22 protein-coding genes are annotated in these 23,452 nt (G+C 73.6%); 8 read left to right on the forward strand and 14 right to left on the reverse strand.

Translation table 11 applies throughout. The features are described from left to right. The 5 genes from ACFYZL_RS06595 (at nt 1) to ACFYZL_RS06615 (ending at nt 3,736) form a co-directional block, all read left to right on the forward strand. A complete protein-coding gene (locus ACFYZL_RS06595; protein WP_388676643.1) occupies nt 1-1,212 on the forward strand; it encodes a sensor histidine kinase in 1,212 nt (403 codons plus the stop codon). Then, a complete protein-coding gene (locus tag ACFYZL_RS06600; protein WP_384745750.1) occupies nt 1,209-1,895 on the forward strand; it encodes a response regulator in 687 nt (228 codons plus the stop codon). The genes ACFYZL_RS06595 and ACFYZL_RS06600 overlap by 4 nt, the downstream gene beginning before the upstream one ends. 119 nt (nt 1,896-2,014) lie before the next feature. Continuing rightward, nucleotides 2,015-2,590, forward strand: a complete 576-nt coding sequence (locus ACFYZL_RS06605) for a GNAT family N-acetyltransferase (protein WP_388676646.1) — start codon at nt 2,015-2,017, stop codon at nt 2,588-2,590. 10 nt (nt 2,591-2,600) lie between these two features. After that, nucleotides 2,601-3,083 carry an HIT family protein gene (locus tag ACFYZL_RS06610; RefSeq protein ID WP_388676649.1) on the forward strand — a complete coding sequence of 161 codons (483 nt, stop codon included), beginning with the start codon at nt 2,601-2,603 and terminating at the stop codon, nt 3,081-3,083. A 92-nt stretch (nt 3,084-3,175) separates the two neighbouring features. Beyond that, nucleotides 3,176-3,736, forward strand: a complete 561-nt coding sequence (locus ACFYZL_RS06615) for a GNAT family N-acetyltransferase (protein WP_384745744.1) — start codon at nt 3,176-3,178, stop codon at nt 3,734-3,736. A 121-nt stretch (nt 3,737-3,857) separates the two neighbouring features. On the opposite strand, the gene ACFYZL_RS06620 is transcribed toward ACFYZL_RS06615, so the two are convergent. Further along, the gene (locus ACFYZL_RS06620; protein WP_384745742.1) at nt 3,858-5,879 is read right to left on the reverse strand and encodes an ATP-binding protein; all 2,022 of its coding nucleotides are present in this window, start codon (nt 5,877-5,879) and stop codon (nt 3,858-3,860) included. 414 nt (nt 5,880-6,293) lie between these two features. On the opposite strand from ACFYZL_RS06620, the gene ACFYZL_RS06625 reads away from it, so the two are divergent. Beyond that, nucleotides 6,294-6,932, forward strand: a complete 639-nt coding sequence (locus ACFYZL_RS06625; RefSeq protein ID WP_384745741.1) for a carbonic anhydrase — start codon at nt 6,294-6,296, stop codon at nt 6,930-6,932. A gap of 42 nt (nt 6,933-6,974) precedes the next feature. Here ACFYZL_RS06625 and ACFYZL_RS06630 read toward each other — a convergent pair whose 3' ends face one another. The 11 genes from ACFYZL_RS06630 to ACFYZL_RS06680 form a co-directional block, all read right to left on the reverse strand. Further along, nucleotides 6,975-7,619, reverse strand: coding sequence for an L-threonylcarbamoyladenylate synthase (locus ACFYZL_RS06630; protein ID WP_384745740.1), 645 nt, complete (start codon nt 7,617-7,619; stop codon nt 6,975-6,977). A gap of 173 nt (nt 7,620-7,792) precedes the next feature. After that, the gene (locus ACFYZL_RS06635) at nt 7,793-8,665 is read right to left on the reverse strand and encodes an ABC transporter permease (protein WP_388676655.1); all 873 of its coding nucleotides are present in this window, start codon (nt 8,663-8,665) and stop codon (nt 7,793-7,795) included. Then, nucleotides 8,662-9,783 (reverse strand): ATP-binding cassette domain-containing protein, encoded by a 1,122-nt coding sequence (locus ACFYZL_RS06640; protein ID WP_384745737.1) that lies wholly within the window; start codon nt 9,781-9,783, stop codon nt 8,662-8,664. Before ACFYZL_RS06640 ends, ACFYZL_RS06635 begins: the two co-directional genes overlap by 4 nt. A 269-nt stretch (nt 9,784-10,052) precedes the next feature. Further along, on the reverse strand, nt 10,053-10,208 hold the full coding sequence (locus ACFYZL_RS06645; protein ID WP_384745735.1) for a VenA family class IV lanthipeptide: 156 nt from the start codon (nt 10,206-10,208) through the stop codon (nt 10,053-10,055). Nucleotides 10,209-10,251: 43 nt separating this feature from the next. Beyond that, nucleotides 10,252-12,942, reverse strand: coding sequence for a class IV lanthionine synthetase LanL (gene lanL, locus ACFYZL_RS06650; protein ID WP_388676659.1), 2,691 nt, complete (start codon nt 12,940-12,942; stop codon nt 10,252-10,254). A 794-nt stretch (nt 12,943-13,736) separates the two neighbouring features. Continuing rightward, nucleotides 13,737-14,309 carry a hypothetical protein gene (locus tag ACFYZL_RS06655; RefSeq protein WP_388676662.1) on the reverse strand — a complete coding sequence of 191 codons (573 nt, stop codon included), beginning with the start codon at nt 14,307-14,309 and terminating at the stop codon, nt 13,737-13,739. After that, nucleotides 14,306-15,562 (reverse strand): molybdopterin-dependent oxidoreductase, encoded by a 1,257-nt coding sequence (locus tag ACFYZL_RS06660; protein WP_384745813.1) that lies wholly within the window; start codon nt 15,560-15,562, stop codon nt 14,306-14,308. Before ACFYZL_RS06660 ends, ACFYZL_RS06655 begins: the two co-directional genes overlap by 4 nt. A gap of 8 nt (nt 15,563-15,570) precedes the next feature. Then, on the reverse strand, nt 15,571-16,935 hold the full coding sequence (locus tag ACFYZL_RS06665) for a glycosyltransferase 87 family protein (protein WP_384745811.1): 1,365 nt from the start codon (nt 16,933-16,935) through the stop codon (nt 15,571-15,573). A gap of 95 nt (nt 16,936-17,030) precedes the next feature. After that, nucleotides 17,031-17,822, reverse strand: a complete 792-nt coding sequence (locus tag ACFYZL_RS06670) for a class I SAM-dependent methyltransferase (RefSeq protein WP_388676665.1) — start codon at nt 17,820-17,822, stop codon at nt 17,031-17,033. Then, nucleotides 17,819-18,448, reverse strand: coding sequence for a DUF2064 domain-containing protein (locus ACFYZL_RS06675; RefSeq protein WP_384746973.1), 630 nt, complete (start codon nt 18,446-18,448; stop codon nt 17,819-17,821). Before ACFYZL_RS06675 ends, ACFYZL_RS06670 begins: the two co-directional genes overlap by 4 nt. Beyond that, nucleotides 18,445-19,167, reverse strand: a complete 723-nt coding sequence (locus ACFYZL_RS06680) for a glycosyltransferase family 2 protein (RefSeq protein WP_384746972.1) — start codon at nt 19,165-19,167, stop codon at nt 18,445-18,447. Before ACFYZL_RS06680 ends, ACFYZL_RS06675 begins: the two co-directional genes overlap by 4 nt. A 116-nt stretch (nt 19,168-19,283) precedes the next feature. Between ACFYZL_RS06680 and ACFYZL_RS06685 the strand changes: the two genes are divergently transcribed. Beyond that, nucleotides 19,284-20,060 (forward strand): response regulator transcription factor, encoded by a 777-nt coding sequence (locus tag ACFYZL_RS06685; RefSeq protein WP_388676669.1) that lies wholly within the window; start codon nt 19,284-19,286, stop codon nt 20,058-20,060. Further along, nucleotides 20,057-21,175 carry a sensor histidine kinase gene (locus tag ACFYZL_RS06690; protein ID WP_384746969.1) on the forward strand — a complete coding sequence of 373 codons (1,119 nt, stop codon included), beginning with the start codon at nt 20,057-20,059 and terminating at the stop codon, nt 21,173-21,175. Before ACFYZL_RS06685 ends, ACFYZL_RS06690 begins: the two co-directional genes overlap by 4 nt. Nucleotides 21,176-21,208: 33 nt before the next feature. Here the strand turns inward: ACFYZL_RS06690 and ACFYZL_RS06695 are convergent, their stop codons facing one another. After that, nucleotides 21,209-22,270 carry an NAD-dependent epimerase/dehydratase family protein gene (locus tag ACFYZL_RS06695; RefSeq protein WP_388676673.1) on the reverse strand — a complete coding sequence of 354 codons (1,062 nt, stop codon included), beginning with the start codon at nt 22,268-22,270 and terminating at the stop codon, nt 21,209-21,211. A gap of 237 nt (nt 22,271-22,507) precedes the next feature. Further along, entirely contained in the window at nt 22,508-23,413 is a 906-nt protein-coding gene (locus ACFYZL_RS06700; RefSeq protein WP_388676676.1) for an arginase family protein, read from the reverse strand. Nucleotides 23,414-23,452: the final 39 nt, after the last annotated feature.

Consider the following 23,452-nt stretch of genomic DNA (forward strand, 5'->3'; position numbering starts at 1 on the left):
GTGCAGTATGTTCGGCCCGTGCCCGCAGACCAGAGCGCCCCGCCCCCCAGCACGGACACCGGCCGGGGGGCGGAACCGCGCCCCCTTCCCGGGCAGGACGCACGGATGCACTGGGTGGCGAGCCTCGCGGTCGTCGTCGTGGGCGCCCTGACGATCCGGCCCATGGGCTTCGACGACCGGGGGTTGGCCGTGGCCGTCCTCTTCGTGGTCAACTCCGCCGCGCTGCTGGCCAGGCGCCTGCCCGAGCACAAGGTCTCCCCGCGCCTCGCGCTGATCTGGCTCGGGCTCGGCGTCGTCGCGGCAGCCGCCCTGATCGGTGTCAGCAGCAGCGGAACGGCCTACCTCTTCGCCTTCTTCCTCTCCGGTCACATCGGATACCGGCTGGAGACCAAGCCGGCCCTCGTGCTCGCCGGAACGTGCAGTCTCCTGTGCGGCGCGGTCCTCTACTTCCGCCTCGGCCCGGGGCACGAGGCGCTGCCGTGGGCGTTCGGGCTCCTGACCGGCCTCCCGGTCCTGATCGGCATCGTCAACCGCACCCAGCACCGGGCCGTACGGGCGGCCATCGAGGCGGCGGAGTCGGCCGAACGCGCCGCCCGGGCCGAGGCCCGTACCGCCGTGCTGACCGAACGAAGCCGGATCGCCCGGGACGTGCACGACGTCCTGGCGCACTCGCTCGCCGGGATCAACATGCAGCTGGAACTGGCGGACGCGCTGATCGACACCGGCGACCTGGAGAAGGTCCGCGAGGCCCATGACAAGGCCCACGGGCTGGTCCAGGAGAGCCTGAGGCAGGCGCAGTGGACCGTGCACGCGCTCCGCGAGGACGCGCTGCCCCTGCTGGAGAGCCTTTCCGCGATGCTGGAGTCCTCGGGCCACCGCGATGCCCTCACCGTCACCGGGACCGTGCGCGAAGTGCCGGCCCGGGCGACCCAGAACCTGCTGCGGATCGCGCAGGAGGCCCTCACCAACGCGGCTCGGTACGCTCCCGGCGGGGCAGTGGAGGTGGAGTTGACGTACTCCGCGGCCTCGATCACGTTGAGCGTCCGCAACGGCCCCGCCACTCGTGAGGTGAACGCGGGCGCGGGCAGCGGGATGGGACTGATCGGCATGCGCGAACGGGTCGCCCTGCTGGGCGGAACGGTCACCGCGGGTCCGGTCACCGAAGGACGGCACCGCAATGGCTGGCGAGTGGAGGCAGTGATCCCGACATGAGTGAACCCGCAGAGCGACAGCAGCAGTTGAGGGTGGTCGTCGCGGACGACCAGGCGGCGGTCCGCGAGCCGCTCGCGGCGGTTCTCGCCCTGGCGGAGGACATCGACGTCGTGGCAGCCGCCGCGAACGGCCACGAGGTGCTGGAGGCGGTCGCCGCCGGGCCGGTGGACGTGGTGCTGATGGACCTGCGCATGCCCGTGATGGACGGGATCGAGGCCACCCGTCAACTGGCCGAGCGGTACCCGGAGGTGGCGGTGGTCGTCCTGACCACCTTCGCCGACGACGACTCGATCCTGGGCGCGCTGGGCGCCGGAGCCCGCGGATATCTGACGAAGAACGCCGGACGCCGCGACATCACCCGCGCGATCCGGGCCGCGGCGGCCGGTCAGTCCGTACTCGACCGCGCGGTCCAGGACCGCCTGCTCGCCACGGCTCGGGCGACGGCAGGGACCAAGTCCCACTCGCCCGCTCCACCGGGGCGGGACCTGCCCGCCGACCTCACGCCCCGGGAACGCGAGGTGCTCGCGCTCATCGGGCTCGGGCTGCCCAACCGGGGCATCGCCGAGAAGCTGTTCATCAGCGAGGCCACGGTCAAGACCCACATCAACAACCTGTTCGCCAAGGCGGGAATCCGAGACCGGTCGGACGCCGTCCGCCGCGCCATCGAAGCGGGCCTCGCCTGACACGCGCTCCGTCAGGCACTCTCCGGACGAGCGCGAGCACGCGCGACCCGTGACTCGTTCGCACGGGCCGGCCGTAAAGCGGTGGACAGCCGTCCGACTGCCGGGCGAGCATCTCCACGATGAACAGCGAACCCCTCTCCATCCCCCAACACATCCGTTTCGTCGAGCTCGGCGAGAAGGCCCTGCGGGCACTCGCCGACGGTGACCTCGCCGGCGGCAGCGCCGAGGCCGGGGTCGCCCTTGACGAACACTTCGTCGGCGACCGGGCCCGCTGGATCTTCGGCCATCGCGCCGACCAGCTTGCCAAGGACCCGTCCGCAGCCCCCTGGATCACGCGCGCCGCCGTGTCCGAACCGGACGAGGTCGTCGTCGGCGACGCCGGGTTCCACGGACCGCCCGACGAGGCCGGCATGGTCGAGGTCGGCTTCACCGTCGTGCCCGGGTACCGCCGCCAGGGCTACGCACGCGCCATGCTGGCTGCCCTCCTCGACCGAGCCGCCGCCGAACCCGAAGTCAGGACCGTGCGGGCCAGGATCAGCCCCGACAACACCGCCTCCCTGGCCACCATCGCGGGCTTCGGATTCACAGCCGTCGGCGAGCAGGGCAATGAACACGACGGGCGCTTCATCGTCTTCGAGGTCCCGGCAGACGCGATCCGGGCCGCGCAGCGGCTCACGGCGCAGGCCGTGCTCTAGAGTTGGGTCCGTGCCGCACGTCACCGTACGTCGGACCGCTGACACCGCTTCTGACAGGGTTCGTCGTATGGAATGCGTCTTCTGCGAGCTCATCCGTGAGGACACCGCGAGCTGGGTGGCGCGTGGCCGGGTGGCCTGTGCCTTTGCGCCGCTGGACCCACTGGCGCCGGGTCACACCCTGGTCGTTCCGACGCGCCATTACGCCGGCGTCTTCGACACCCCGCCCGCGGTCCTCGCAGAGGTGACGGCACTCGTCCAGCGCGTGGCCGAGGCTTCGCGTACCGGCTTGAACGCCTCGGGCGTGAACGTACTCAGCGCCAGCGGTCCGGGGTCGGAGCAGTCAGTGCCCCACCTGCACTTCCATGTGGTGCCGCGGTGGACGGACGACGGAATCTCGACCTGGCCGACCGGTAGGTCCGTCCATCACTTCGCGGGCGATCCGGTCGCGCGGCTCGCCACCACTTTGGCTTCGGGCCGGCACCGGACGAGTTGAGCCGGCCCGACCGGTCGGGCGTGCGGCGGCATGCATCCGCACGCAGCAAAATCAGGTGGCAGGGCCGGGCCTCGGGTGCCGAACATCTCCGTATGACCCACTTCTTGAAGACCGACCGGCTCGAACTGCGCGCCTTCCGGATCGACGACGCCGACCACCTGATCGCCCTGGACGGCGACCCCGAGGTCATGCGCTTCATCACCGGCGGCCGCCCCACCAGCCCGGAGGTGATCCACACGCGGACCCTGCCGCGCCTCCTGCACGTCTACGACTGCTGGGGCGCACAGGGCTACTGGGCCGCCCACGAGGCGGCCACGGGCATCTTCCTCGGCTGGTTCGAGCTCCGGCCGCTGGAGGAGGACAGCCCCGCCGTGGTCGAGCTCGGCTACCGGCTGAACCGGGCTGCGTGGGGGCGCGGGTACGCCACCGAAGGCTCGCGGGCGCTGATCGACAAGGGGTTCAGCGAGCTGGGGGTCGAGCGGGTCACGGCGAACACGATGGCCGTCAACACCGGTTCGCGCCGCGTGATGGAGAAGTGCGGCCTGTCGTTCCTGCGGCACTTCACCGGGGACTGGCCGGAGGCGATCGAGGGCTCCGAACACGGTGAGGTCGAATACGAGCTGACGCGGACCGTCTGGGAGCGCTCGCGGTAGACCCACCCCCGCAGCCCGCTGAAGCAACGCCCCGGAACAGCGATACCCCCTGCTCCCCCGAAGGCCACGGCGACGAACAGCCCGCCCACGGCGTGCCGTTGGGGCGCCTCGGGGTCGGTGGTCAGGCCCAGCCGTCGCGCATGCCCTCCTGGTAGGCGGCCTCGTACGCGTCGTCGCCGAGCCGGGCCCGGGCGCGGCGCTCGCATTCGGCCCGCAGGGGCGCCAGTTCCGGTGTACCGCGCTGGGGATGGCCGACGGATTGCCAGAGCGTCTGGCACGCCCCGGAGGTACGGGCCGCCCGTACGGGGTCACCGTCGGCGGCGTGGGCGGCGGCGAGGAGGTCCAGGCCCAGGGCGGTGCCGAAGCTGTCGCCGAGGCGGTGTTTGGCGGCGAGCATGGCCCGGGCGTGCCGGGCGGCGGAGGCGGGCCGGTCCTCGATCAGGGAGATGAGGGAGAGCTGGTAGTCGGCGTAGGAACGGGTCCAGTGCTCTCCGAGTGCGGCGCAGCCCTCGCGCAGTTCCTCGGCCGCGGCGCGGGCCTCGTGGCGGAGCCCCGTCGCGGTGAGGGCGAAGGTCCGGGCGAGGTGGCAGCGCAGCGTGGCGGCGGAGTCGAAGGGCGTGCCCGGCAGACCGTCGAGGGCGTTGTCGGTGACGATGCGCGCGGCGAGCGGCCGGCCGGCCATGAGGTGGCTGATTCCGAGCAGGTACGCGGCGTCCAGTCGCCCGTCCAGGTCCTCTCGTCCGTCCCCGGAACCCATGGCGGCGGCCTGGCAGGCGAGGGCGATCCGGTGGGCGTGGTCGTGTTCGCCGCGCAGGAGCAGGACCACGCCCAGCGCCCAACGGGGCCGTGCGAGGTCGGTGTCGTGCGGCCTGGGGCTGTTCAGGGCGCGCTGGAGGTAGCTCTGCGCTTCGTGCAGGCGCCCGCAGCAGCCCCAGAAGAACGCCACCCGTGCGGCCATGTCCAGGGCCTGGCCGGGCTCCGTACGGAGCAGGAAGTCCAGGGCGGCGCAGAGGTCCCGGTGGCGGGCCCGGAGCCGCTGGTACCAGCTGCCCTGGTCGGGTGAGAGCCATCCCTGATCGGCCTGGCGGGCCAGGCGGTGGAAGTGGGCGGCATGGCGTCGGCGGACGACGTCGTGCTGCCCGAGCCGGTGGAGCCACGTGCCTCCGTACTCCCGGACGGTGTCGAGCAGGGTGTGCTCCCGGCCTGCCTTCTGCACGACCGACTTGGCCACGAGTCCGTCCAGTGCTGCCGCGACCCCTGCCGCCGGCAGCGCTTCGTCGGAACAGACCGCGCGCGCGTCGGCCTCGTCGAACGGCCCGGCGAAGACCGACAGCCGCGCCCACAGGAGCCGCTCGGCCGGCTCGCACAGTTCGTGGCTCCAGCCGATCGTGGTGCGCAGGCTCTGGTGCCGCCGGGGATCGCGGAGGGTGTCCGAGGTGAGCGGGTCGATGTGCCGGCGCAGACGGGCCGCCAGGTCCTGGGGGGTGTGGCGGGTCAACTGCGCGGCGGCGAGTTCCAGCGTCAGGGGGATGCCCTGGAGGTGCCGGCAGATGTCCCGCGCCGCCTCGAGGAGTGCGGGCGGCCGGTTCCGCGGCAGTCCCGACGCGGCCACCGCGGCACGGCCGAGGAACAGCTCCAGGGCTTCCTCGGGCCTGAGCGGCGGCAGTTCGAGGACGTGTTCACCGGGAACGCCGAGGGGCTCGCGGCTCGTGGCGAGGACGGAGAGCCCCGGCGAGGCGGTCAGCAGGTCGGCGGTCAGGGCCCGTACCTCGGGCACCAGGTGCTCACAGGAGTCGAGGACGAGGAGCGGGCTGCGGTGGGCCAGCCAGGCGCACAGGGCCTCCGTCGGCTCGCGTGCGGTGTGGTCGGCGAGACCGCACGCGGCCGCGACGGCGTCGACCAACCCGGACGCGTCCGGTAGCCCCGACAGCTCCGCCCACACGACCGCGCGGCCGGGGTCGGCCCGTTCCAGCAGCCGGCGGGCGGAGCGGCTCTTGCCCACTCCGCCGGGTCCGACCACCGTGACCACACGGCTGTCCGCCAGCGCGGCGCTCAGGGCGGCCAGCTCACGGCCACGCCCCACGAACACCCCGGCCGTGCTGGTCACCCCGGCCGCCCCGGACTCACGTCGTTCTCCGCGCACGCGAGGAAGTCTTGCCCACGGCACGCTCCCGGCGGGGCCCGGCGGAGCCCGCCTCGCTGCGTACGAGGGTGTCGTACGACACCGAGACGCGCCGGCCGGCACGGTCCGTGAACGGCCGCGGCTCCGCCGCCACGGGACGGCGGTCTTCACGGCAGCCTCCGTCATTCCACCCGAACGACGGACCCGTCCGTGCCCGCACTTCACCCACCCGGCCGAGGGAACGCCCGCCCCGAGCGGCCCGAGCCTGACCGGACGCGGACGCCGACCGGCACGGACCGCGGCCGGGTGGCGCGGGGCGGGGCCGGGTGGCGCGGGGCGGGGCCGGGTGGCGCGGGGCAAGGCTCGAACCCGCTCACTGCCCCGGCGGCCCCCCTGAGTACGGCCGACCCCACCGCCTGCGCGTAGTCTGCGGCCATGACCGACGACCGAATGAATGTCCAGGAGACCCTCACCACGCTCCTGGCCGGCAACGAGCGCTTCGTTGCCGGTGCGCCTGAGCACCCGAACCAGGACGCCGCCCGCCGCACGGAGATCGCCCCGGCGCAGACACCGTTCGCCGTCCTGTTCGGCTGCTCCGACTCCCGCCTCGCCGCCGAGATCATCTTCGACCGTGGGCTGGGTGACCTGTTCGTGGTGCGGACGGCGGGCCACGTCGTGGGTACCGAGGTGCTCGGCAGCATCGAGTACGGCGTCAGCGTCCTGGGCTGCCCGCTCGTCGTCGTCCTGGGCCACGACGCCTGCGGCGCGGTCGCGGCGACGCGCGCCGCCGTGGAGGACGGGGCCACCGCGGGTGGCTTCGTGCGGGACGTGATCGAGCGTGTCACGCCGAGCGTGCTGGCGGCCCGGGCGGCCGGCCACACCGAGGACGGCGACTTCATCGCCGAGCACATACGGCACACCGTCGATCTGCTGCTGGACCGCTCCCGGCTGCTCGCCGATCGGGTCGCGGCGGGTGAGGCCGCCGTCGTGGGCCTGGCCTACCGCCTCGCGGACGGCACCGCCCAGCTGGTCACCGCCCGTGGCCTGGACGTCCCGACCGCCACCGCCAAGTGACTGCCCCGGGCAGGCCGGCCGAGACCGGCCTGCCCGGTCGCCTCAGCCCTCGTCGAGGTCGGGTACGACGGCCCGCAGTCGTTCGGCGCTGATCGCGCCGGCCCGCAGCAGGCGGGGGGCCGGCCCGGTGAGGTCCACGATGGACGAGGGCACGTCCGCCGCCGTCGGTCCGGCGTCCAGGTAGACCGCCACCGACTCGCCGAGCATGTCCTGGGCGGCATCACAGTCCTGCGGCGAGGGCTTGCCCGTCAGGTTGGCGCTGGAGACGGCCAGTGGCCCGGTCTCGTCGAGCAGGGCGAGGGCCACCGGATGGTCGGGCATCCGCACCGCGACCGTGCCGTTCGTCTCGCCCAGGTCCCATCCCAGGTCCGACCTGTGCCGGACGACCAGGGTCAGTCCGCCCGGCCAGAAGGCGCTCACCAGCTCCCGCGCGCCTTCCGGCAGCTCGTCGACCAGGTCGTCCAGGGCCGGCGGGGAACCGACCAGCACGGGCGAGGGCATGGCCCGGCCCCGGCCCTTCGCGTCCAGGAGACCGGCCACGGCCAGTGGCGCGAAGGCGTCCGCACCGATCCCGTACACGGTGTCGGTCGGCAGCACGACCAGCTCGCCGCGGCGTACCGCCGCCGCGGCCTCCGGCAGTCCCTCGGCCCATTCCGACTCGTTCGAACAGTCAAAACGACGCGACACAACGCTCACCCTCCGCGGGGGCTCTCGTCCCCCGCCTCTCGATCCACACGGGCAGACGGCCGAGATCGGCCCGCCACACCACCAGTCTCCTCCGACTTCGGGCACCACCCGCACCAACCGTCCGAGTTCGGTCGAGGACCGGCAGGGAGGGCTCGCTTGCGACCGGTCTCGTGCTATTGCGGACGGCGGAAGCGATGGGTGGCCCAGAGGAGGGCCAGGGCGCCGGCGGTGAGGAGGGCGGCGGCTTCCAGGAGGAGCGGGGGTTGCCGGCCGAACCATTCGATGCCTGCCGCGGTCGCCTGGTCCGGCACCCGCACGGTGATGGAACGGCGCAGCACGTCCACGCCGTAGGCGAGGGGGTTCACGGCAGCGAGGGCGCGGGCCCAGCCGGGAAGGGCGTCGAGGGGGAAGAAACCGCCCGAGAGGAAGAGCAGCGGCATCATCACCAGACCGAGGAGCATGTGGAAGAGTTCGGCGCGGCTCAGGCTGACGGCCAGGGCCAGCGCCAGCGCGGTGATGGTGAAAGAGGCCAGGATCATGCCGCCGAGGAGCATGGCCAGGAGGAGGGGGTCGTAGGGCAGGCCGACGGCCCCGGCCAGCGCGAGGATGACGGTGCCCTGGACGGCCGCGACCGCGGTGCCACCGACGCAGCTGCCCAGCAGAAGGGTGGCGCGGCCGGCCGGAGCCATCAGGAGTTCCCGCAGGTAGCCGGTCTGCCGGTCGGTGATCAGGCGGATGCCGACCATGATGGCGGGGGTCTGGACGGTCATCATCAGCATGCCGGGGAAGAGGTACGTCTGATAGCCGACGCCGAGTGCGGAGTTCGGGATCAGGGCGGCCAGGCCGCCTCCGAGGATGAAGAGGTAGAGCACCGGCTGGATCAGCATCAGGGCGGTGTGGGTGGGGTGCGAGGACAGACGCAGCAGGTCGCGGTGGACGAGGGCGAAGACCGCGCGCAGTTCCTCGCGCAGGCGGGCCCGCGGGGCCGGCTCGGGTGCGCCGGGGAGTCCGGGGGTTCCCGGTGTCGTGGTGGCGTGGGTGGTCACCGGCCCTCCCTCGCAGTCGCGGTGGCGCCCGGTTCGGTGACGGCGGCGAGGGCGGGTTCCGTGCCGGCGGGGGCCGAGGTGGGGCGTGCGGTGTGGATGCTCCGGCCGGTGTGGTGGAAGAAGACGTCGTCGAGGGTGGGTGGGGTCGCGGAGGCGGCCCGAACGGCGATGTCGTCGGCCGCGAGGGCGGCGCACAGGCGTGGGATCCAGGAGCTGCCGTCGGGCACGTGAAGGCTGATCCCCTCGGAGTCGAGGGTCGTACGGGTGCCCGGCGGTGCGGTGCGGCGAACGACACGGTCGGCGGCGGGGTCGTCGTTGGTCCGCAGGACCACCCGGTCGTCTCCGATCGCGGCCTTGAGGGCGCCGGGGGTGCCCTGGGCGACCAGGCGGCCGCCGTCGATGATGGCGAGGCGGTCGCAGTTCTCGGCCTCGTCCAGGTAATGGGTGGTGACGAAGAGCGTGGTACCCCTCCGGTCGCGCAACTGGCGCAGGTGGTGCCAGACCTGGGCGCGCGCGTGGGGGTCGAGGCCGGTGGTCGGCTCGTCCAGGAACAGGACCTTCGGCTCGTGGAGCAGGCCTCGGGCGAGTTCGAGGCGCCGCCGCATCCCGCCGGAGAGGGTACGGACCGGAGCCCGCCTCCGATCGGTGAGGTCGACTGCCTCGAGGGTTTCGGCGGTGCGCCGGCGGGATTGGCCGCGGCTCATGCCGTAGAGCCGGGCGTGGATGTACAGGTTCTGCTGGACCGTCAGGTCCATGTCGAGCGCGCTGTGCTGGAAGAGCATGCCGACCCGTCGCCGGACCAGGTTGGGTCGGCCGACCACGTCGACGCCGGCCACGGTGGCCGCTCCCGCGGTGGGGCGTGCCAGGGCGCACAGCAGGGAGATGGTGGTGGACTTCCCCGCGCCGTTGGGGCCGAGGAAGGCGAAGGTCTCTCCTTGGTTCACGTCGAGGTCCAGGCCGCGCACGGCGGGGGTCAGGGTGCCGTCCGGGCCGGGGTAGCTCTTGGCCAGGCCGCGGGTGCTGATGGCGTACGGCGCCTGTGCGGCGGTCGGGTCCGCGGGGGGCGTGGTCAGGAGGGTCGCGGTTGCGGGGGCGTGGTCACCGGCGTGCGGCTGCATGGCCAAAGGGGGTCCTCGTCTGCTCGGGGTTGTCCCGTGGCGGGGGCGTGTGACGGCCTCCGGGCGGTGCCGGTTCGTGCAGCTCTGGCCGGGACGGAGTACTCCGGCCGGCGGCGCCGCGTGGGCAGCCGCCGACCGGAGGGCAAGATGCCCCTTTCGTCCGGTTCCCCGGTCGCCCGGGGAACCGGCGCTCAGCACCCGATCAGCGGTTGGGCCGTGGGCGGGGCCGCTGGGTCAAGCCGGGCGCGGAAAGGGGCGAAGGGGCCTGGTCAGGCACAGCTGATGCCGACACAGACGGTGTTGAGGAGCGTGAGCAGGCCGACGCACTCGCACGTCGCGGCGAACGCCGCTCCGTCGGCGCCCACGGGGTCGGTCTCCGGAAGGGCGTGCAGGTGAGCCAGCAGTTCGAGGTCGCGGTTCTCCATGACTTTCTCCTTCTCCTTGAGAGGGCGGCAGGTTCCCTGCCGCTCAGCCCGGCTGCTGGATCATCCAGAGCCGGGAGTCCGTGTGGTGGGTCCGCAGGAGGAAGGCCAGGATTCCTGCGGACCCGTCGCTCCAGCCCGTCGAGACGTCCCCGTACTCGTTGGGGAAGACGACGTGGGAGTCGCGGTGGGCGCCTTCGGCGGCGATGAGGCGGGCCATGGCGTCGGCCCCGGCTCGGTGGGCGGGGTCTCCGGTCGCGGAGGCCAGGTCGAGGAGGAAGTCCCCGTTGCCCGCCAGTCCGTGGCATTGGGTCAGGGGCGCGCGGGAGGCCCGTTCCATGACGGCTCGCGCGGCGCCCTGGGCGAGGTCGCCGTACCGGCCGTCGCCCGTGGCCTGCCAGAGCCGGAGGAGGAAGGTTCCGATGCCCGCCGAGCCGTGGCACCAGTACGGGGCCGTGGGCACGTCGCCTGCCTGAGCCGGCCAGTGGGTCGCCCCACCGACCGTCACGGCGTTCGCCGCCAGCGCTTCACCGGCTGCCACGGCCAGGTCACGGTACTCCTTGCGGTCCGTGACCGTGGCGGCGGCGAGCAGGAAGCAGCCGATGCCGGCCGTGCCGTGGGCGAAGCCGAGGTAGCGCTTGCCGGCTTCCTGCGCCACCGCTTCGGCCGGTGCGGGCCAGCTCACACCGTACGGTTCGGGGGTCGCCGCGGCGGCCAGCCGTTCGGCCGCTTCGGTGACGCGGGCGGCCAGGCGCGGGTCGCCGGTGCGGCGCCACAGGTGGGCGGCGGCCAGTCCGCTTCCGGCGAGGCCGTGGGTGATGTCGCGGTGGGGGCTCGATTCCAGGGGCGCCAGGGCCAGGGCGAGCGAGTGGTCGACCAGGGCGATGTCCCCGAGGGCCCGGCCGGTCTCGTACAGGGCCCAGGCGGTACCGAGGCCGCCGAAGTGCAGGCCGGGACGCACGGCGCCGGTGTCGGTGCGGGCGGCCACCCAGTGACCCGCGGTTGCGAGGAGTTCCGGCAGACGCGGGTCGGCGGTGAGCTCGAAGTACCTCGTCAGGACTGCGAGGACGCCGGCCGCGCCCTGCTGCACGGTACAGGGATCGCTCTCCCCCGCCATGGTGGAGACCGGCCACAGTCGCCGGTCGTCCTTCGGGGTCATCGAATCGACGAGGTGGTGCACGATGCCCGCCACCACGGCCTCGGTCGCACCGGGGCTCGTCGCACCGGTCCTCGACGGGGTGGACCGTATCGCGGTGGTCCTCTCCGCACGGGGTCGCACCTCACGTGCGCGGCGCAGGTTTTCGCCGGCGCGGGCCGGGTCCCAGCGCTCGGCGGGATCGTCCTCCATCAGCCCGAGGATCGCTTCGGCCGCCTCTCCGGGCAGGCGCAGGACGTCGTCGGCGGCGGCCAGCCACGTGGCGAGCCGCTGGTGGGCGGCCCTGGTGGGCGGTTCCTCGGGCAGCAGCTGGGGGACCTTGCCGGTGAGTACGAAGCAGAGGGTGGCTCCGAGGCTGTAATAGTCGGCCGTCGGCGAGACGGGCGCGCCCAGCAGTCGTTCGGGGGCGCTGAAGCCGGGGGTGCCCACGGTGGTCGGCAGTGGGTCGTCGCCCGTGAGGACGGCGAGTTCGAGGTCGATGAGGCGCAGGTTTCCGTCGGGCCGGACCATGATGTTGGCGGGGGTGAAGTCCCTCAGAACGCAGCCGTGGGCATGGGCCGCGGTGAGGAGGTCCACCAGGCGCGCGGCCTGGTCCAGGGCGTCGGCGCGGTAGCGCTCGCTGCCCGCGTCCCGGAAACGCTCGGCGACCCAGTTGCGCAGCGGGATGCCCGGGATCTCCTCCTGGGCGAGGAACAGGTGTCCGGCGTGCTCGAACATCGCGAGGGACCGCGGGGCGAGATCCGTGCCGTCGAGGAACTCCAGCGTCCGGGCCTCGGCGCGCAGCCAGTCGCGGACGTCGGCCCCGGACGCGTCGGCTTCGACGTGCGGACGGGCCTCCTTGATCACCACGGGGGCGCCCGTGGCGGCGTCGACCCCGCGGTAGACGCCGCCCTTGTTGGTGTGGCGGATCGCCTCCCGTACCGAGAAGCGGCCGCCGAGCAGCACCGGGGCCGTCGTCTGCCTCGGGGCGGGCGGCGGGGCCGGGACCGAGGCGGGGAAAGGGCTGACGGCCCACGGCGGCGGCGCGTACTGCCCGGTGCGGACGTCCTCGACGGGGTTGCCGTCGGGATCTTCGATGTACCAGACCAGCAGTCCCTGGTCGGACAGGCGCCGTCGGCCGACGAACGCGCCGTAGCGGTAGTGCACGAGGCTGTTCACGGCGTAGGGCTGGTCGGACAGGATCCGGGGGCCGACGAGTCCCGCCGTGGCTTCGTGCAGTTCCCGCGCGAGCCGGGCCGCGTCGGCGTCCGAGCGCGGGTAGACGGTGATGAACTTGCCGGAGCTGCCCCTCGGTGTGGAACGGGAATTGAGCGCGCTGACCTGCTCCAGCGATCGGGCGAACTTGAATGCCGACTCCTGGAGCAGCAGGACGTCCAGGGCCTTTGCCAGGACGGCGGGCGCGGAGGCAGCGGTCGCCGATATGTGCAGTTTCCAGCCCTGTTGGCGCCGGCCGGCGGACGAGGGCGTGAGGCGGCACCACATCGCATCGGCGTCGGTGGTCCACCGTGCACTCTGGCCCGTTGCGTCCAGGGCTCGGCTCAGCAGGCCCTGAAGGTCGACTTCGCTCGCATTGCTCGTCATGCCTGTCCCTCTCCACCTCAACGAGCGCCGGCTGGAATATGCCTTGGGAACGTACAACCCCCACGTGCCGAAAAGCAGGGGGTGCGGCGAGCGCATTGGTATCGCTGTGCCGCTCGGCGGCGTCAACCGGCGCGATGAAGGAGCACACAAGGGCGCAGCCGGTCGGACATTGGACCGTACGTCGGTTCGACGGAACGCGCGAAACACCCCTCGGGAGGAATAGCGGCAACCGAGGTCACGAGAATTTGTCTGTTCCCGAAACGGCAGACACAGTTCGACGCCCGCACGCAGTCAATGCGGAAATCGCTTATTCTCTGCACCCGCCACCCGAACCTCCCCCCTCCCACTCCCTCGCGGATTCACGTTCCCCTCGTTCGATGAATGTCAGTCGAAATTCGAGGGGAGCCGGAACACCGCGCACGCCGTCGCCCCACCTGTCCGGGACTGGTCGAATCCCGCGGCCGGGACCGCGTCGCCGGGGACACTACCGGCGCCGCGATCCCGCCTAAAGCTTTCCGGGCGACCAGGCCGGTGTAAAGACTTCGATTCCGCCACACCGCCAACCAGCCGCGCCGCGCGATGGGCGCCACGGCCAAAATTCTCGATCAGCGGGTCGAGCTGCGCCGGAGCGCAAGAACCCCCGGCGCCGCGAATTGCGTTCGGCTTCACGGAATCGACCGAAAACAGCAAGCCGGCCCGGTGAGGTCCCGACCGTGAATGCACTTACCCGAGTGGCGGCCGATAAGACAGAGGCGGGGATGGCCTTGTCTGGCAGCCGGGAAGCGAATGCGCGGTCAGCGCTCGCCCGGCTCACGGGCCGGGCGCGCCGCTTGGCGGGCGCGGGCCCGGGCCCGGGCCCGGGCCCGCCGCGCGTCTCTGCCCCTGTTCCACAGCCGAACGGCCAGGACGACCGCCGAGGCGGCGAACAGGCAGGCGGTGATCAGCAGCCACCGCCCCAGGAACACGTCGGCCGGCAGGCCGGTGGTGATCGTGAAGTGGCCGACCCGGCCGAGTACCAGCGGCCAGTACACGAGCAGCAGGACGCCCGAGACGAAGGCGGGCACCCGGACGTGGTTGACGCCGATCCGTGGCCCGCCTTCGCCCTCCCGTGCACCGTGCCCGAGGAGCCTTTGCACGGCCAGGTCCGTGACCTCGTACAACGGCAGGAGGACGAGGTCGTGCAGGAGCGCCGCCCCGACGAACCACACGGCCACGCCGACGGCGTCCCCCCGGAGCAGGCGCAGCCCCGCGTAGCAGGCGAGGGCGAAGGAGGCGAGGACGAGGATCAGATGGAGCGGGGAGGCTCCGTAGCGGTGCCGGAAGGCGGTCGTGGCGGTCGATGCGGACTCGACGGTAGGCGGCTTCACGAAGGCTCCCCGAAGGTGAGGCGGGTGACCCATTTGGTGTTGTGGACGCCGGGGGCGCCGGGGACGATCACCCGGGCCGGGTAGCCGTGGTCGAGGGAGAGCACGGCCCCGTTGACCCGGACGGCCAACAGCGAGCGCGCGTCCCGGACCTGGCCCTCGCTCAGGACGACGGAGCTGAACGAACCGCCGCGCTGGACGGACTCGACCAGCACCTGCGGGGTGTGCGTGCCCAGGCCGACGAGCGCGGCCAGGTCGGTCAGGCGTACGCCGCTCCAGCGCTGGTCGGCGGTCGACCAGCCCTCCACGCAGGCGATGGGGAGCAGCGCTTCGTTCTGCGGCAGGGCCAGGAGCCGGTCGTAGGTGAGGTCGATCTGGCGTCCCGCGCCGCGCACGGTCAGCCGCCAGGCCGGACCGGTGTCGCTGGGGCGGATGCCGACGGAGGCGGCCGTCTTGTTGATCTGGAATCCGCCGGGTCCGGAGCCCGGTTCCTGTCCGTGCGGGGCCAGGAGCGCCGTCCGGCGGAACCAGCCGCCCACGCTCTGCCCCACGGTCACGGCGAACAGCGCGAAGGAGCCCAGCCCGACCATGCCCAGCGCGCCCCGCCGGGAGATGGTCGCGGCGGCCGGGCGCGGCGAGACGAGACCGGCCGCCTCCTCGCTGTCCGGGGCCGGCTGCTGCCGTGGCCCGGCGCGCAGGGACCGTACGGCCCGCCTCAGCCGGAAGACCACGTGGACCGTGAAGGCGCCGATGAACACCCAGGCACCGTAGAAGTGGAGCGTGTAGAAGGAGCCCGGGAAGACGTAGTGGAGCTGCACGTTGAGGATGCCGGTCACGAACTCGAACCCGGCTCCTCCCACCAGCAGGAGCAACGAGAGACGTTCGGCGGCCTGGGCGGCCGACCGTACCGGGGGCCAGGCGAAGAGCTTCGGGATGACCGACCACAGCTTGGCCAGGAGCACGGGCACCAGCACGATGCCGAGCGTGACGTGCACGCCCTGGGTGACCCGGTAGAGCCAGTACGGGGAGGTCGGCCAGGAGAAGAGGTAGAAGCCGAGCCATCCCTTGTCCGGGGTCTGGTCGTTGACCGCCGCGAGGTCCGGTTCGTACGCGGCGTACGAGAGCAGTCCCGTGACGAACAGGATCGTGATGCCGAAGAGCAGGACGATCCCGAACACCGCCGTCAGCCACGGGCCGCGCAGCGGGCTGCGCCAGAACTCGGGGCGGGAGGGGCCGGGCGGCGGGCCTTTGCGCATGGGTGGGTTCACCGTGGTGTCTCCTTCGCCGTGGGTCCGATGCCCGGTCCGGCCGTACGGGCTCGGGGGCGGCGGGGGTCGTGGGGTCGTCTGCGCGCCGCCCGGCCGCAGAGGACGGCCGAGGCGGCGAGGGCGTACACGGCCGTGCCCGCGTGTGGGACGACACGGCCCGTCAGGTAGGCGGCCGCGCCCGCGACCGCGACGCCGAGCCATTCCCAGCGGCCGTCGAGGGCCACCAGGGCGATCAGCAGGAGGGCGTACCAGGAGTAGCCGGGAGTGGTCAGGAGGAACGCGGTGCCGGTGACCAGGAGGGCACCGCTCCAGGGGCGCTCGGGGTCGCCCCGCAGGATCACGTACAGGCTGACGGCGAGCATGCCGGCGGCGACGGCCGGTGCGGCCCACGAGTCGGGGATCAGCAGGCGCAGGAGGGCGTAGCGGTCGCCGGCGGAGGCGTCCTGGTAGCCCTCTTCGTCGGCGTAGCCCCCGAGGTATCCCAGGACGGACGAGTGGGAGAGCAGGACGTACGGCAGGTACAGGAGGGTGAGGACCGCGACCGCCGGGAGCAGGGTGGCGGCGGCGTCACGGGCGCGGCGTACGCCGGACAGGGCGCCCGGGAGCAGCACGGCGGGCAGGAGTTTGGCGGCGATGGCCAGGCCGAGGACCGCGCCGCCCCGGGCCCGGTGGCGGACCGTCAGGCCCAGGGCGATGACGGACAGCAGCACGGCGAGGACGTCGGCGTGGGCGTTGTTGACGGCTTCGACGGCGACCGCCGGGCACCAGGCCCAGTAGGCGGCGGTGCGGGGGTCGCCGCGGCGGCGCAGGATGCGCAGGAGCGCCAGGGTGGTGGTGACGGCGAGGACGGCGCCGCCCGCCTGGAGGGCCTTGTGACGGACTCCTTCGGGTGAGAGGGCGTGGACGAGGAGGAAGTACAGTTCGCCGGCCGGTGGGTAGATCGTGTGGACGCGGGGGCGGTTGATGCGGGTGCAGACGCCTTCGGAGACCGGGGCGAGGTCCGGCTCGCCGCACGCCTTCCCGGTGGGGAACAGCCAGTCGTCGCGGTACCGCTGGAGGGCGGTGTCGGCCGGGGCGTGGTCGTAGGGGGAGATGCCGGCCGCCTGGACGCGGCCGTCCCAGGCGTAGCGGTACGAGTCGGTGCTGGTGCGGGGTGGGGCGATCAGGCCCGTCAGGGCGACGGCGACACCACCGGCGAGGACGAGGGCGCCGACGTGCCGTGCGGGTACCCGGCGCAGGGACCACGCGGCGGCCGCGAACAGGGCCCAGCAGGCGGCGTACAGCCACGACAGGCCGGCCGGGTCCGCGAAGTAGCCGTATCGGCGGATGGTCAGGGCGAGCACCGCGACCAAAGCCGCCACCAGGACCGCTGTGGTGGCGGTGGCTCGAAGGGCGGTACTCCGGGAGGCGGTGTCCGGAGAGGCGGTGGCCCGGGAGGCGGCGCCGGACGGTCGGATCACGACGCGGCCCGGTGGGGGGCGCCGGCCTCGGCGGCGCGGCGGCGCGGTGCCCTCGGGACGAGTTCGGCGAAGTGGCGGCCGGCCAGCGTCCAGTTGGCGACGGTGCGCCAGCCGGCGGCCTCCGCGTGGCGCAGCAGGGCCCGGCGGCCGACCCGGGCCCAGGGGAAGGGGGTGCCGAGGGTGCCGCGGCCGTCGTCGAGGCGCACCTCGCACCGCTCGTCCACGTCGACGGGCGCGGCCTCTGCGAGCAGGCGCCCGCCGGGGGCGAGCAGGTCCGCGGTGCGCCGCAGGAGGACGGCGGGATCTCCGCCGATGCCGATGTTGCCGTCGATCAGCAGGGCGGTGTCCCAGCGGCGTTCGCCGGGCAGGGGGTCGAAGACGGAGCGGCACAGGGCCGTTCCGCCGCGGCGCACGGTCCGTGTCACGGCGGCCGGGGTCACGTCGATGCCGAGGGCGCGGTGGCCCCGTTCGGCCAGCGCCGCGACGAGCCGGCCGGGGCCGCAGCCGATGTCGAGAACGGTTCCGCGGCAGCGGGAGAGCACGCTCTCGTCGGCCGCGTCCGTCCCCGCGCACCACCGTTCGACGTCCAGGGGCAGCCGCCGGCCGTCGGTGCGCCGCAGGAAGAGGGGGCCCTGTCCCGTGCGGAGGGCCAGGGCGTACGGGTCGGCCCGCCATGCCGGGCCCGGCGTCGCGGCGGGCCCGAAGGCGGCGGGGGCGGCGGGGGCGCCGGGGGCGGGGGCGCCGGGGGCGGGGGCGCCGGGGGCGGTACGGGTGGCGGGGGCGGTCATCGTGCCACCGCTGTACGGCCGCTGAGCTGCCGGTGGCGCGCGGCGAACCGGCCCACCGGTGCCAGGGCGGCCACCTCCGCCGCGTCGGCGGCGGTGTCCACGTCCCGCAGCCGGGGCAGCAGCCCGACGCGGAGCCCGGCCCCGCGCAGCCGCTCGTACTGCACCGGCCCGGTCTCGGGTACGGACATGGGGACGCCGAGCAGCAGCGCCGGGTCCGGCGCCGCCAGGCCCAGGGCCCAGAAGCCTCCGTCCGCTGCCGGCCCGAACCAGGCGTCGTACGCGTCGAAGGCCAGCGCGGGTGCCAGGAGCTCCGGGGTGACCTGCGGGGTGTCCATGCCGATCAGCAGCGCCGGGCCGGCGCAGCCGGCGAACGCGGCCGCGAGCCGTTCGTCGAGGCCCCCGCCGCGCTGCGGTACGACGTCGAAGCCGGGTGGCAGCCACGGCCCCGGTGCGCCGTCCAGGACCAGTACGTGCCGCTCGGCCGGGGTGGCCGCCACGGCCGCCAGGGTGTCGGCGAGCGCGGCCTCGGCCAGCACCGCAGCCTGTTGCGGGGTGAACGGCGGCGTGAGCCGGGTCTTGACCCGGCCGGGCACGGGCTCTTTGGCGATGACGAGCAAGGAGGTCACCGGGCACCCCCGGCCCGCTCGGCACGGCCGGGTGCGGCGGGCACGTACGGGGGCTCGGCGAGCACCGCGCGCATGTCGCGGACCGCGTGCCAGGTGCCCCGCCAGGTGCCGGTGACCTTGGACTTTCCGCTGCGCGGCAGGTAGGGCACGTCCTCCTCGCGCACCCGCCAGCCCGCGTCGCAGGCGCGTACGACCATCTGCAACGGGTAGCCGGAGCGCCGGTCGGTCAGCTCCAGGCGCAGGAGCTGCTCCCGGCGCATGGCCCTCAGGGGGCCGAGGTCGTGCAGGCGCAGGCCGGTGCGGCGGCGCAGCATCCGGGAGAGCGCGAAGTTGCCCGCCCGGGCGTGCGCCGGCCATGTGCCGCGGGCCTGGGGGCGGCGGCGGCCGAGCACGAGGTCGGCTTCGCCCGCGGCCACCGCGCCGACGAAACCGCTCAGCAGGCCGGGGTCGAGGGAGGCGTCGCAGTCGCAGAAGCAGACGTACTCGGCCTCGGAGGCCAGCAGTCCGGCGTGGCACGCGGCGCCGAAGCCGCGCCGGGATTCCCGTACGACGGTGGCGCCGAGGGAGCGGGCGATGTCGGCGGATCCGTCGGTGGACCCGTTGTCGACGACCAGGGCCCGCCAGCCGGCGGGGATGCGGGCGAGTACCCAGGGCAGGGCCTCGGCCTCGTTCAGACAGGGCAGGACGACGTCCACGGAGTTTTCGGTCACGGCTGCCACCGTAGGAATTCCCCCGGGACATAGCGGACATCGACTCCTTACGAAACGCGGACGTCCACCATCCGGGGCCGGAACGCCGCAGACGGCTCAGGCTCGGCGATGCGAGGCTTGGCGTCATGAGCACGGCCACGAACACACCTCAGCCCTTCCCTCCCGCGCCGCCGGCCCCGCCCGACCGGGTCCTCGTCCCCGCACGGGTCCTCGTCGTCGACGACGATCCCACCGTCGCCGAGGTCGTCACCGGCTACCTGCGCCGGGCCGGCCACACCGTCCACCACGCCGCCGACGGCCCCGCCGCCCTCGAATCCGCCGCGCGGCACGACCCGGACCTGATCGTCCTCGACCTCATGCTGCCCGGCATCGACGGGCTGGAGGTGTGCCGTCGGCTGCGCGCCGACCGCCCCGTTCCGGTGATCATGCTGACGGCGCGCGGCGAGGAGGACGATCGGATCGCCGGCCTGGAACTCGGCGCGGACGACTACGTCACCAAGCCCTTCAGTCCCCGCGAGCTGGTCCTGCGCGTCGAGTCCGTCCTGCGCCGCAGCCGTGCCGCGGCGCCGCGGCACCCCGGCCGGGGGCTGCTCACGGGCGCGGGAATCCGGCTCGATCCGCAGACCCGCCGGGCCGTCAAGAACGGGCGCGAACTCACGCTCACCCTGAGGGAGTTCGACCTCCTCGCGCACTTCCTGACCCGTCCCGGCCAGGCGCACGGGCGTCAGGAGCTGATGCGGGACGTGTGGGGCTGGGACTTCGGCGACCTGTCGACCGTCACCGTCCACGTACGCCGCCTGCGCGCCAAGGTCGAGGACGACCCGGCCGCACCCCGGCTCATCCAGACGGTCTGGGGCGTGGGGTACCGGTTCGACGCGAGCGAAGAGGACGACGCCCGGTGAAGGACATCCTGCTGATCGCGGCGTTCGCCTTCGGTGGCGCGGCCTGCGCCGGTCTGCTCGGCGCGGTCGCGCTGCGCCTCCTGCGGCACCGGTCGGTCGCCGTCTCCCTGACCGTCGTCGCCGCGGTCACCGTCACCGCCATGCTCTCCGGCACCCTCGCCGTCGCCTGGGCCATGTTCCTCTCCCCGCACGACCTGAGCGTGGTCACCCTCGTGGTCGCCATGGCCGCGGTCGTCTCCCTGGTCACCGCGGTGCTCCTCGGACGATGGGTCGTGGCGCGCGGCCGCGACCTCGCCCGTGCGGCCCGCGACTTCGGCGAGGACGGCAGCTTCGCCGCTCCCCCGGCCCCGGCCACCGCGGAACTGGCGGCCGTCACCCGCGAACTGGCCGCCACCAGTGCCAGGCTCGCCGCCTCCCGGGAACGGGAGCGCGCCCTGGAGTCCTCGCGCCGCGAACTCGTCGCCTGGATCTCCCACGACCTGCGCACCCCGCTCGCCGGAATGCGGGCCATGGCCGAGGCCCTGGAGGACGGGGTGGCCGCCGACCCCGCCCGCTACCACCGGCAGATCCGCACCGAGGTCGAACGCCTGGACACCATGGTCGGCGACCTCTTCGAGCTCTCCCGCATCCACGCCGGGGCCCTCGAACTGACCCCCAGCCGCGTCTCCCTCCAGGACCTGGCGGCCGACGCCCTCCTCGGCGCCGACCCCCTCGCCCGCGAGCGGGGCGTGAGGCTGCGGGGCGACGACATCGCCCACGTACCGGTCGAGGTGGACGGCAAGGAGATGACCCGGGTCCTGGCCAACCTCCTCGTCAACGCCATCCGCCACACCCCCGCCGACGGCACCGTCGCCGTACGCGTCGACCGGCACCAGGACACCGCCGTCCTGTCCGTCACCGACGGTTGCGGCGGCATCCCCGAGGAAGACCTGCCCAAGGTCTTCGACACCGGCTGGCGCGGCAACCCCGCCCGCACACCCCCTGCCGGCGCCGGCCTCGGGCTGGCGATCGTGCGCGGCATCGTCGAGGCCCACGCCGGGCGGGCCCGGGTGGACAACGTCCCCGGCGGCTGCCGCTTCGAGGTCACCCTGCCACTCGCCGCCGCGAACCGCTGACCCACGCACCCCCGGCGTCACGGGGACGGGTGCCTAGCCGACCCGGGCCGAGGCCCGTTGCCCGGCCCGGGCGAACTCGGCCATGCCCTCGGCGAACCCCACCTCGGGACGCCAGCCCAGCTCACGTCGCAGCCGGGACGAGTCCGCGGTGATGTGCCGGACGTCGCCCAGGCGGAACTCCCCCGTCACCACCGCAGCCGGCCCACCGTGCTCCGCTGCGAGCGCGCCGGCCATCTCCCCCACGGTGTGCGGATCGCCGCTGCCCACGTTGTACGACGTGTGGCCGCCGGCCGGCAGGTTCCCGGCACCGGCCAGGGCCGCCGCGTTCGCCCGGGCCACGTCCCGTACATGGACGAAGTCACGCCGCTGCGCGCCGTCTTCGAACACCCGCGGGGCCTCACCCCGGGCCAGCGCGGACCGGAAGAAGGAGGCGACTCCCGCGTACGGGGTGTCCCTCGGCATGCCCGGCCCGTACACGTTGTGGTAGCGCAGCGAAACGGCCGTACCGCCGACGGACCGGGCCCAGGCGGCGGCCAGGTGCTCCTGCGCCAGCTTCGTCGTCGCGTACACGTTCCGCGGATCCACCGGCGCGTCCTCGTCGACCAGGCCGGGGACGAGCTCGGCCCCGCAGCGCGGGCAGCGCGGCTCGAACCGTCCCGCCTCCAGGTCCGCGACCGCCCGCGGCCCGGGCCGCACCACCCCGTGGTCGTGGCACTCGTACCGGCCCTCGCCGTACACGACCATCGACCCCGCCTGCACGAACCTCCGCACCCCGGCCTCCGCCATGCCGGCCAGCAGCACCGCCGTCCCGAGGTCGTTGCAGGCGACGTACTCCGGCGCGTCCGCGAAGTCCTTGCCCAAGCCGACCATCGCGGCCTGATGGCACACGGCGTCCACACCGCGCAGCACCCGCCCGACCGTATCCGGGTCCCGTACGTCGCCCCGGACGAACTCGGCGTCCGGCAGCTCGGGGGCCTGCGGATGAGCGGACGCCAGCAGCGCGTCGAGCACCACGGGCGTGTGTCCCTCGGCGGCCAGCGCGGCCACCACGTGCGAGCCGATGAACCCGGCTCCTCCTGTTACGAGTACTCGCATGCCCGGCACGCTACGGAACCCCACCGCCCGCCGACGGGACCCGCACCGGTCCGTAAGACTTCCGTCACCCGTCTCCCAGGCCCCGACGCCGTTCCGAACGCACGCACGCACGGGCGGCGACTGCCCGCCGCTCAGGGGTGGGTGCCGCCCCATGGGCCGCCGCCCAGAGAAGCTTGGAGATCTCGTGGGCGTCTCCGGGCCCGAACGAGCCGCCGTTCTGAAGCGCGGGCCTGGAAGTCAGCCGTCGGCGAGTGCCGTCACGACCAGGTCGGTGAGCAGGGCGCCGGCCGTGCCCTCGGGGTCCAGATCGGGGTCGTAGATGGTGACGTTGAGACCGACGCAACGCGGGGACCGGACGAGCGGCCGGAGCAGTGCGACGAGTTCGTCCGGCAGCAGTCCGTCCGGGTCGGGACTGTCGACGGCCGGCATAACGGCGGGGTCGAGCACGTCGGCGTCCAGGTGCACCCAGAAGCCGTCCAGGGCCGGGGTCTCCAGGCTGACGGCGGTCGCGGAGCCGAGCTCGCCCGGACCCCATGCGCGCAGTTCGGAGACGGTCACGACGGGGATCTTCAGCTGCCGCAGCTGGGCGATCTCGGGGTCGTCCGCGTACACGTCACGGGTACCGAGAGCGCGCACGTCTGCGTCCCGGAGGTAGGGGCGCAGACCCTCCAGGTCGGTGAGGTCGCTCTGGCCGCGCCCGGTCGCCAGGGCCAGCTCCTCGCCACCGGCCGCACCGATCCGGTTCGAGTTCTCCGGGTTGCGGAAGTCCGGCGAGGCGTCGACGGAGGCGAGGCCGTAGCGACCGAGCCGACGGAGGGCGAGCGCCGCGCCCAGTTGGATGGAGCAGTCTCCTCCCAGGACCACGGCGAACTCCCCCGCCGACACGTGGTGTTCGATCCGGTCGGCCAGCCGCACGGTGTACGTGGCGAGCGCGGCCGCGTTGAAGACCCCGTCGCCCTCCTGCCAGTCGCCGCGGTCGTACCTGGGGGGCACGACCACCCCGCCCTCGCGCGCCCCGAGCCGTCTCAGGATGCCGTTCTCGCGGAGCGCTCCGGCCAGCTTGTAGCAGCCGGGCACGGTGCCGGGGGCGGGCGGCCGCAGGCCGAGGTTGGACGGGGCGTCGATGATCACGGAGTTCCGCATTCGGGCATCCTCACCCGGTCCGTCGCGCGAACACAACGG

This window comes from Streptomyces sp. NPDC001717, from assembly GCF_042892775.1.
Lineage (GTDB): Bacteria > Actinomycetota > Actinomycetes > Streptomycetales > Streptomycetaceae > Streptomyces.

Coding starts and splice junctions, on each gene's coding strand:
- ACFYZL_RS06600 (WP_384745750.1), top strand. CDS start 1,209: ATGAGTGAACCCGCAGAGCGACAGCAGCAGTTGAGGGTGGTCGTCGCG.
- ACFYZL_RS06605 (WP_388676646.1), top strand. CDS start 2,015: ATGAACAGCGAACCCCTCTCCATCCCCCAACACATCCGTTTCGTCGAG.
- ACFYZL_RS06615 (WP_384745744.1), top strand. CDS start 3,176: ATGACCCACTTCTTGAAGACCGACCGGCTCGAACTGCGCGCCTTCCGG.
- ACFYZL_RS06625 (WP_384745741.1), top strand. CDS start 6,294: ATGACCGACGACCGAATGAATGTCCAGGAGACCCTCACCACGCTCCTG.
- ACFYZL_RS06640 (WP_384745737.1), bottom strand. CDS start 9,783: ATGCAGCCGCACGCCGGTGACCACGCCCCCGCAACCGCGACCCTCCTG.
- ACFYZL_RS06645 (WP_384745735.1), bottom strand. CDS start 10,208: ATGGAGAACCGCGACCTCGAACTGCTGGCTCACCTGCACGCCCTTCCG.
- lanL (WP_388676659.1), bottom strand. CDS start 12,942: ATGACGAGCAATGCGAGCGAAGTCGACCTTCAGGGCCTGCTGAGCCGA.
- ACFYZL_RS06660 (WP_384745813.1), bottom strand. CDS start 15,562: ATGCGCAAAGGCCCGCCGCCCGGCCCCTCCCGCCCCGAGTTCTGGCGC.
- ACFYZL_RS06670 (WP_388676665.1), bottom strand. CDS start 17,822: ATGACCGCCCCCGCCACCCGTACCGCCCCCGGCGCCCCCGCCCCCGGC.
- ACFYZL_RS06685 (WP_388676669.1), top strand. CDS start 19,284: ATGAGCACGGCCACGAACACACCTCAGCCCTTCCCTCCCGCGCCGCCG.
- ACFYZL_RS06695 (WP_388676673.1), bottom strand. CDS start 22,270: ATGCGAGTACTCGTAACAGGAGGAGCCGGGTTCATCGGCTCGCACGTG.
- ACFYZL_RS06700 (WP_388676676.1), bottom strand. CDS start 23,413: ATGCGGAACTCCGTGATCATCGACGCCCCGTCCAACCTCGGCCTGCGG.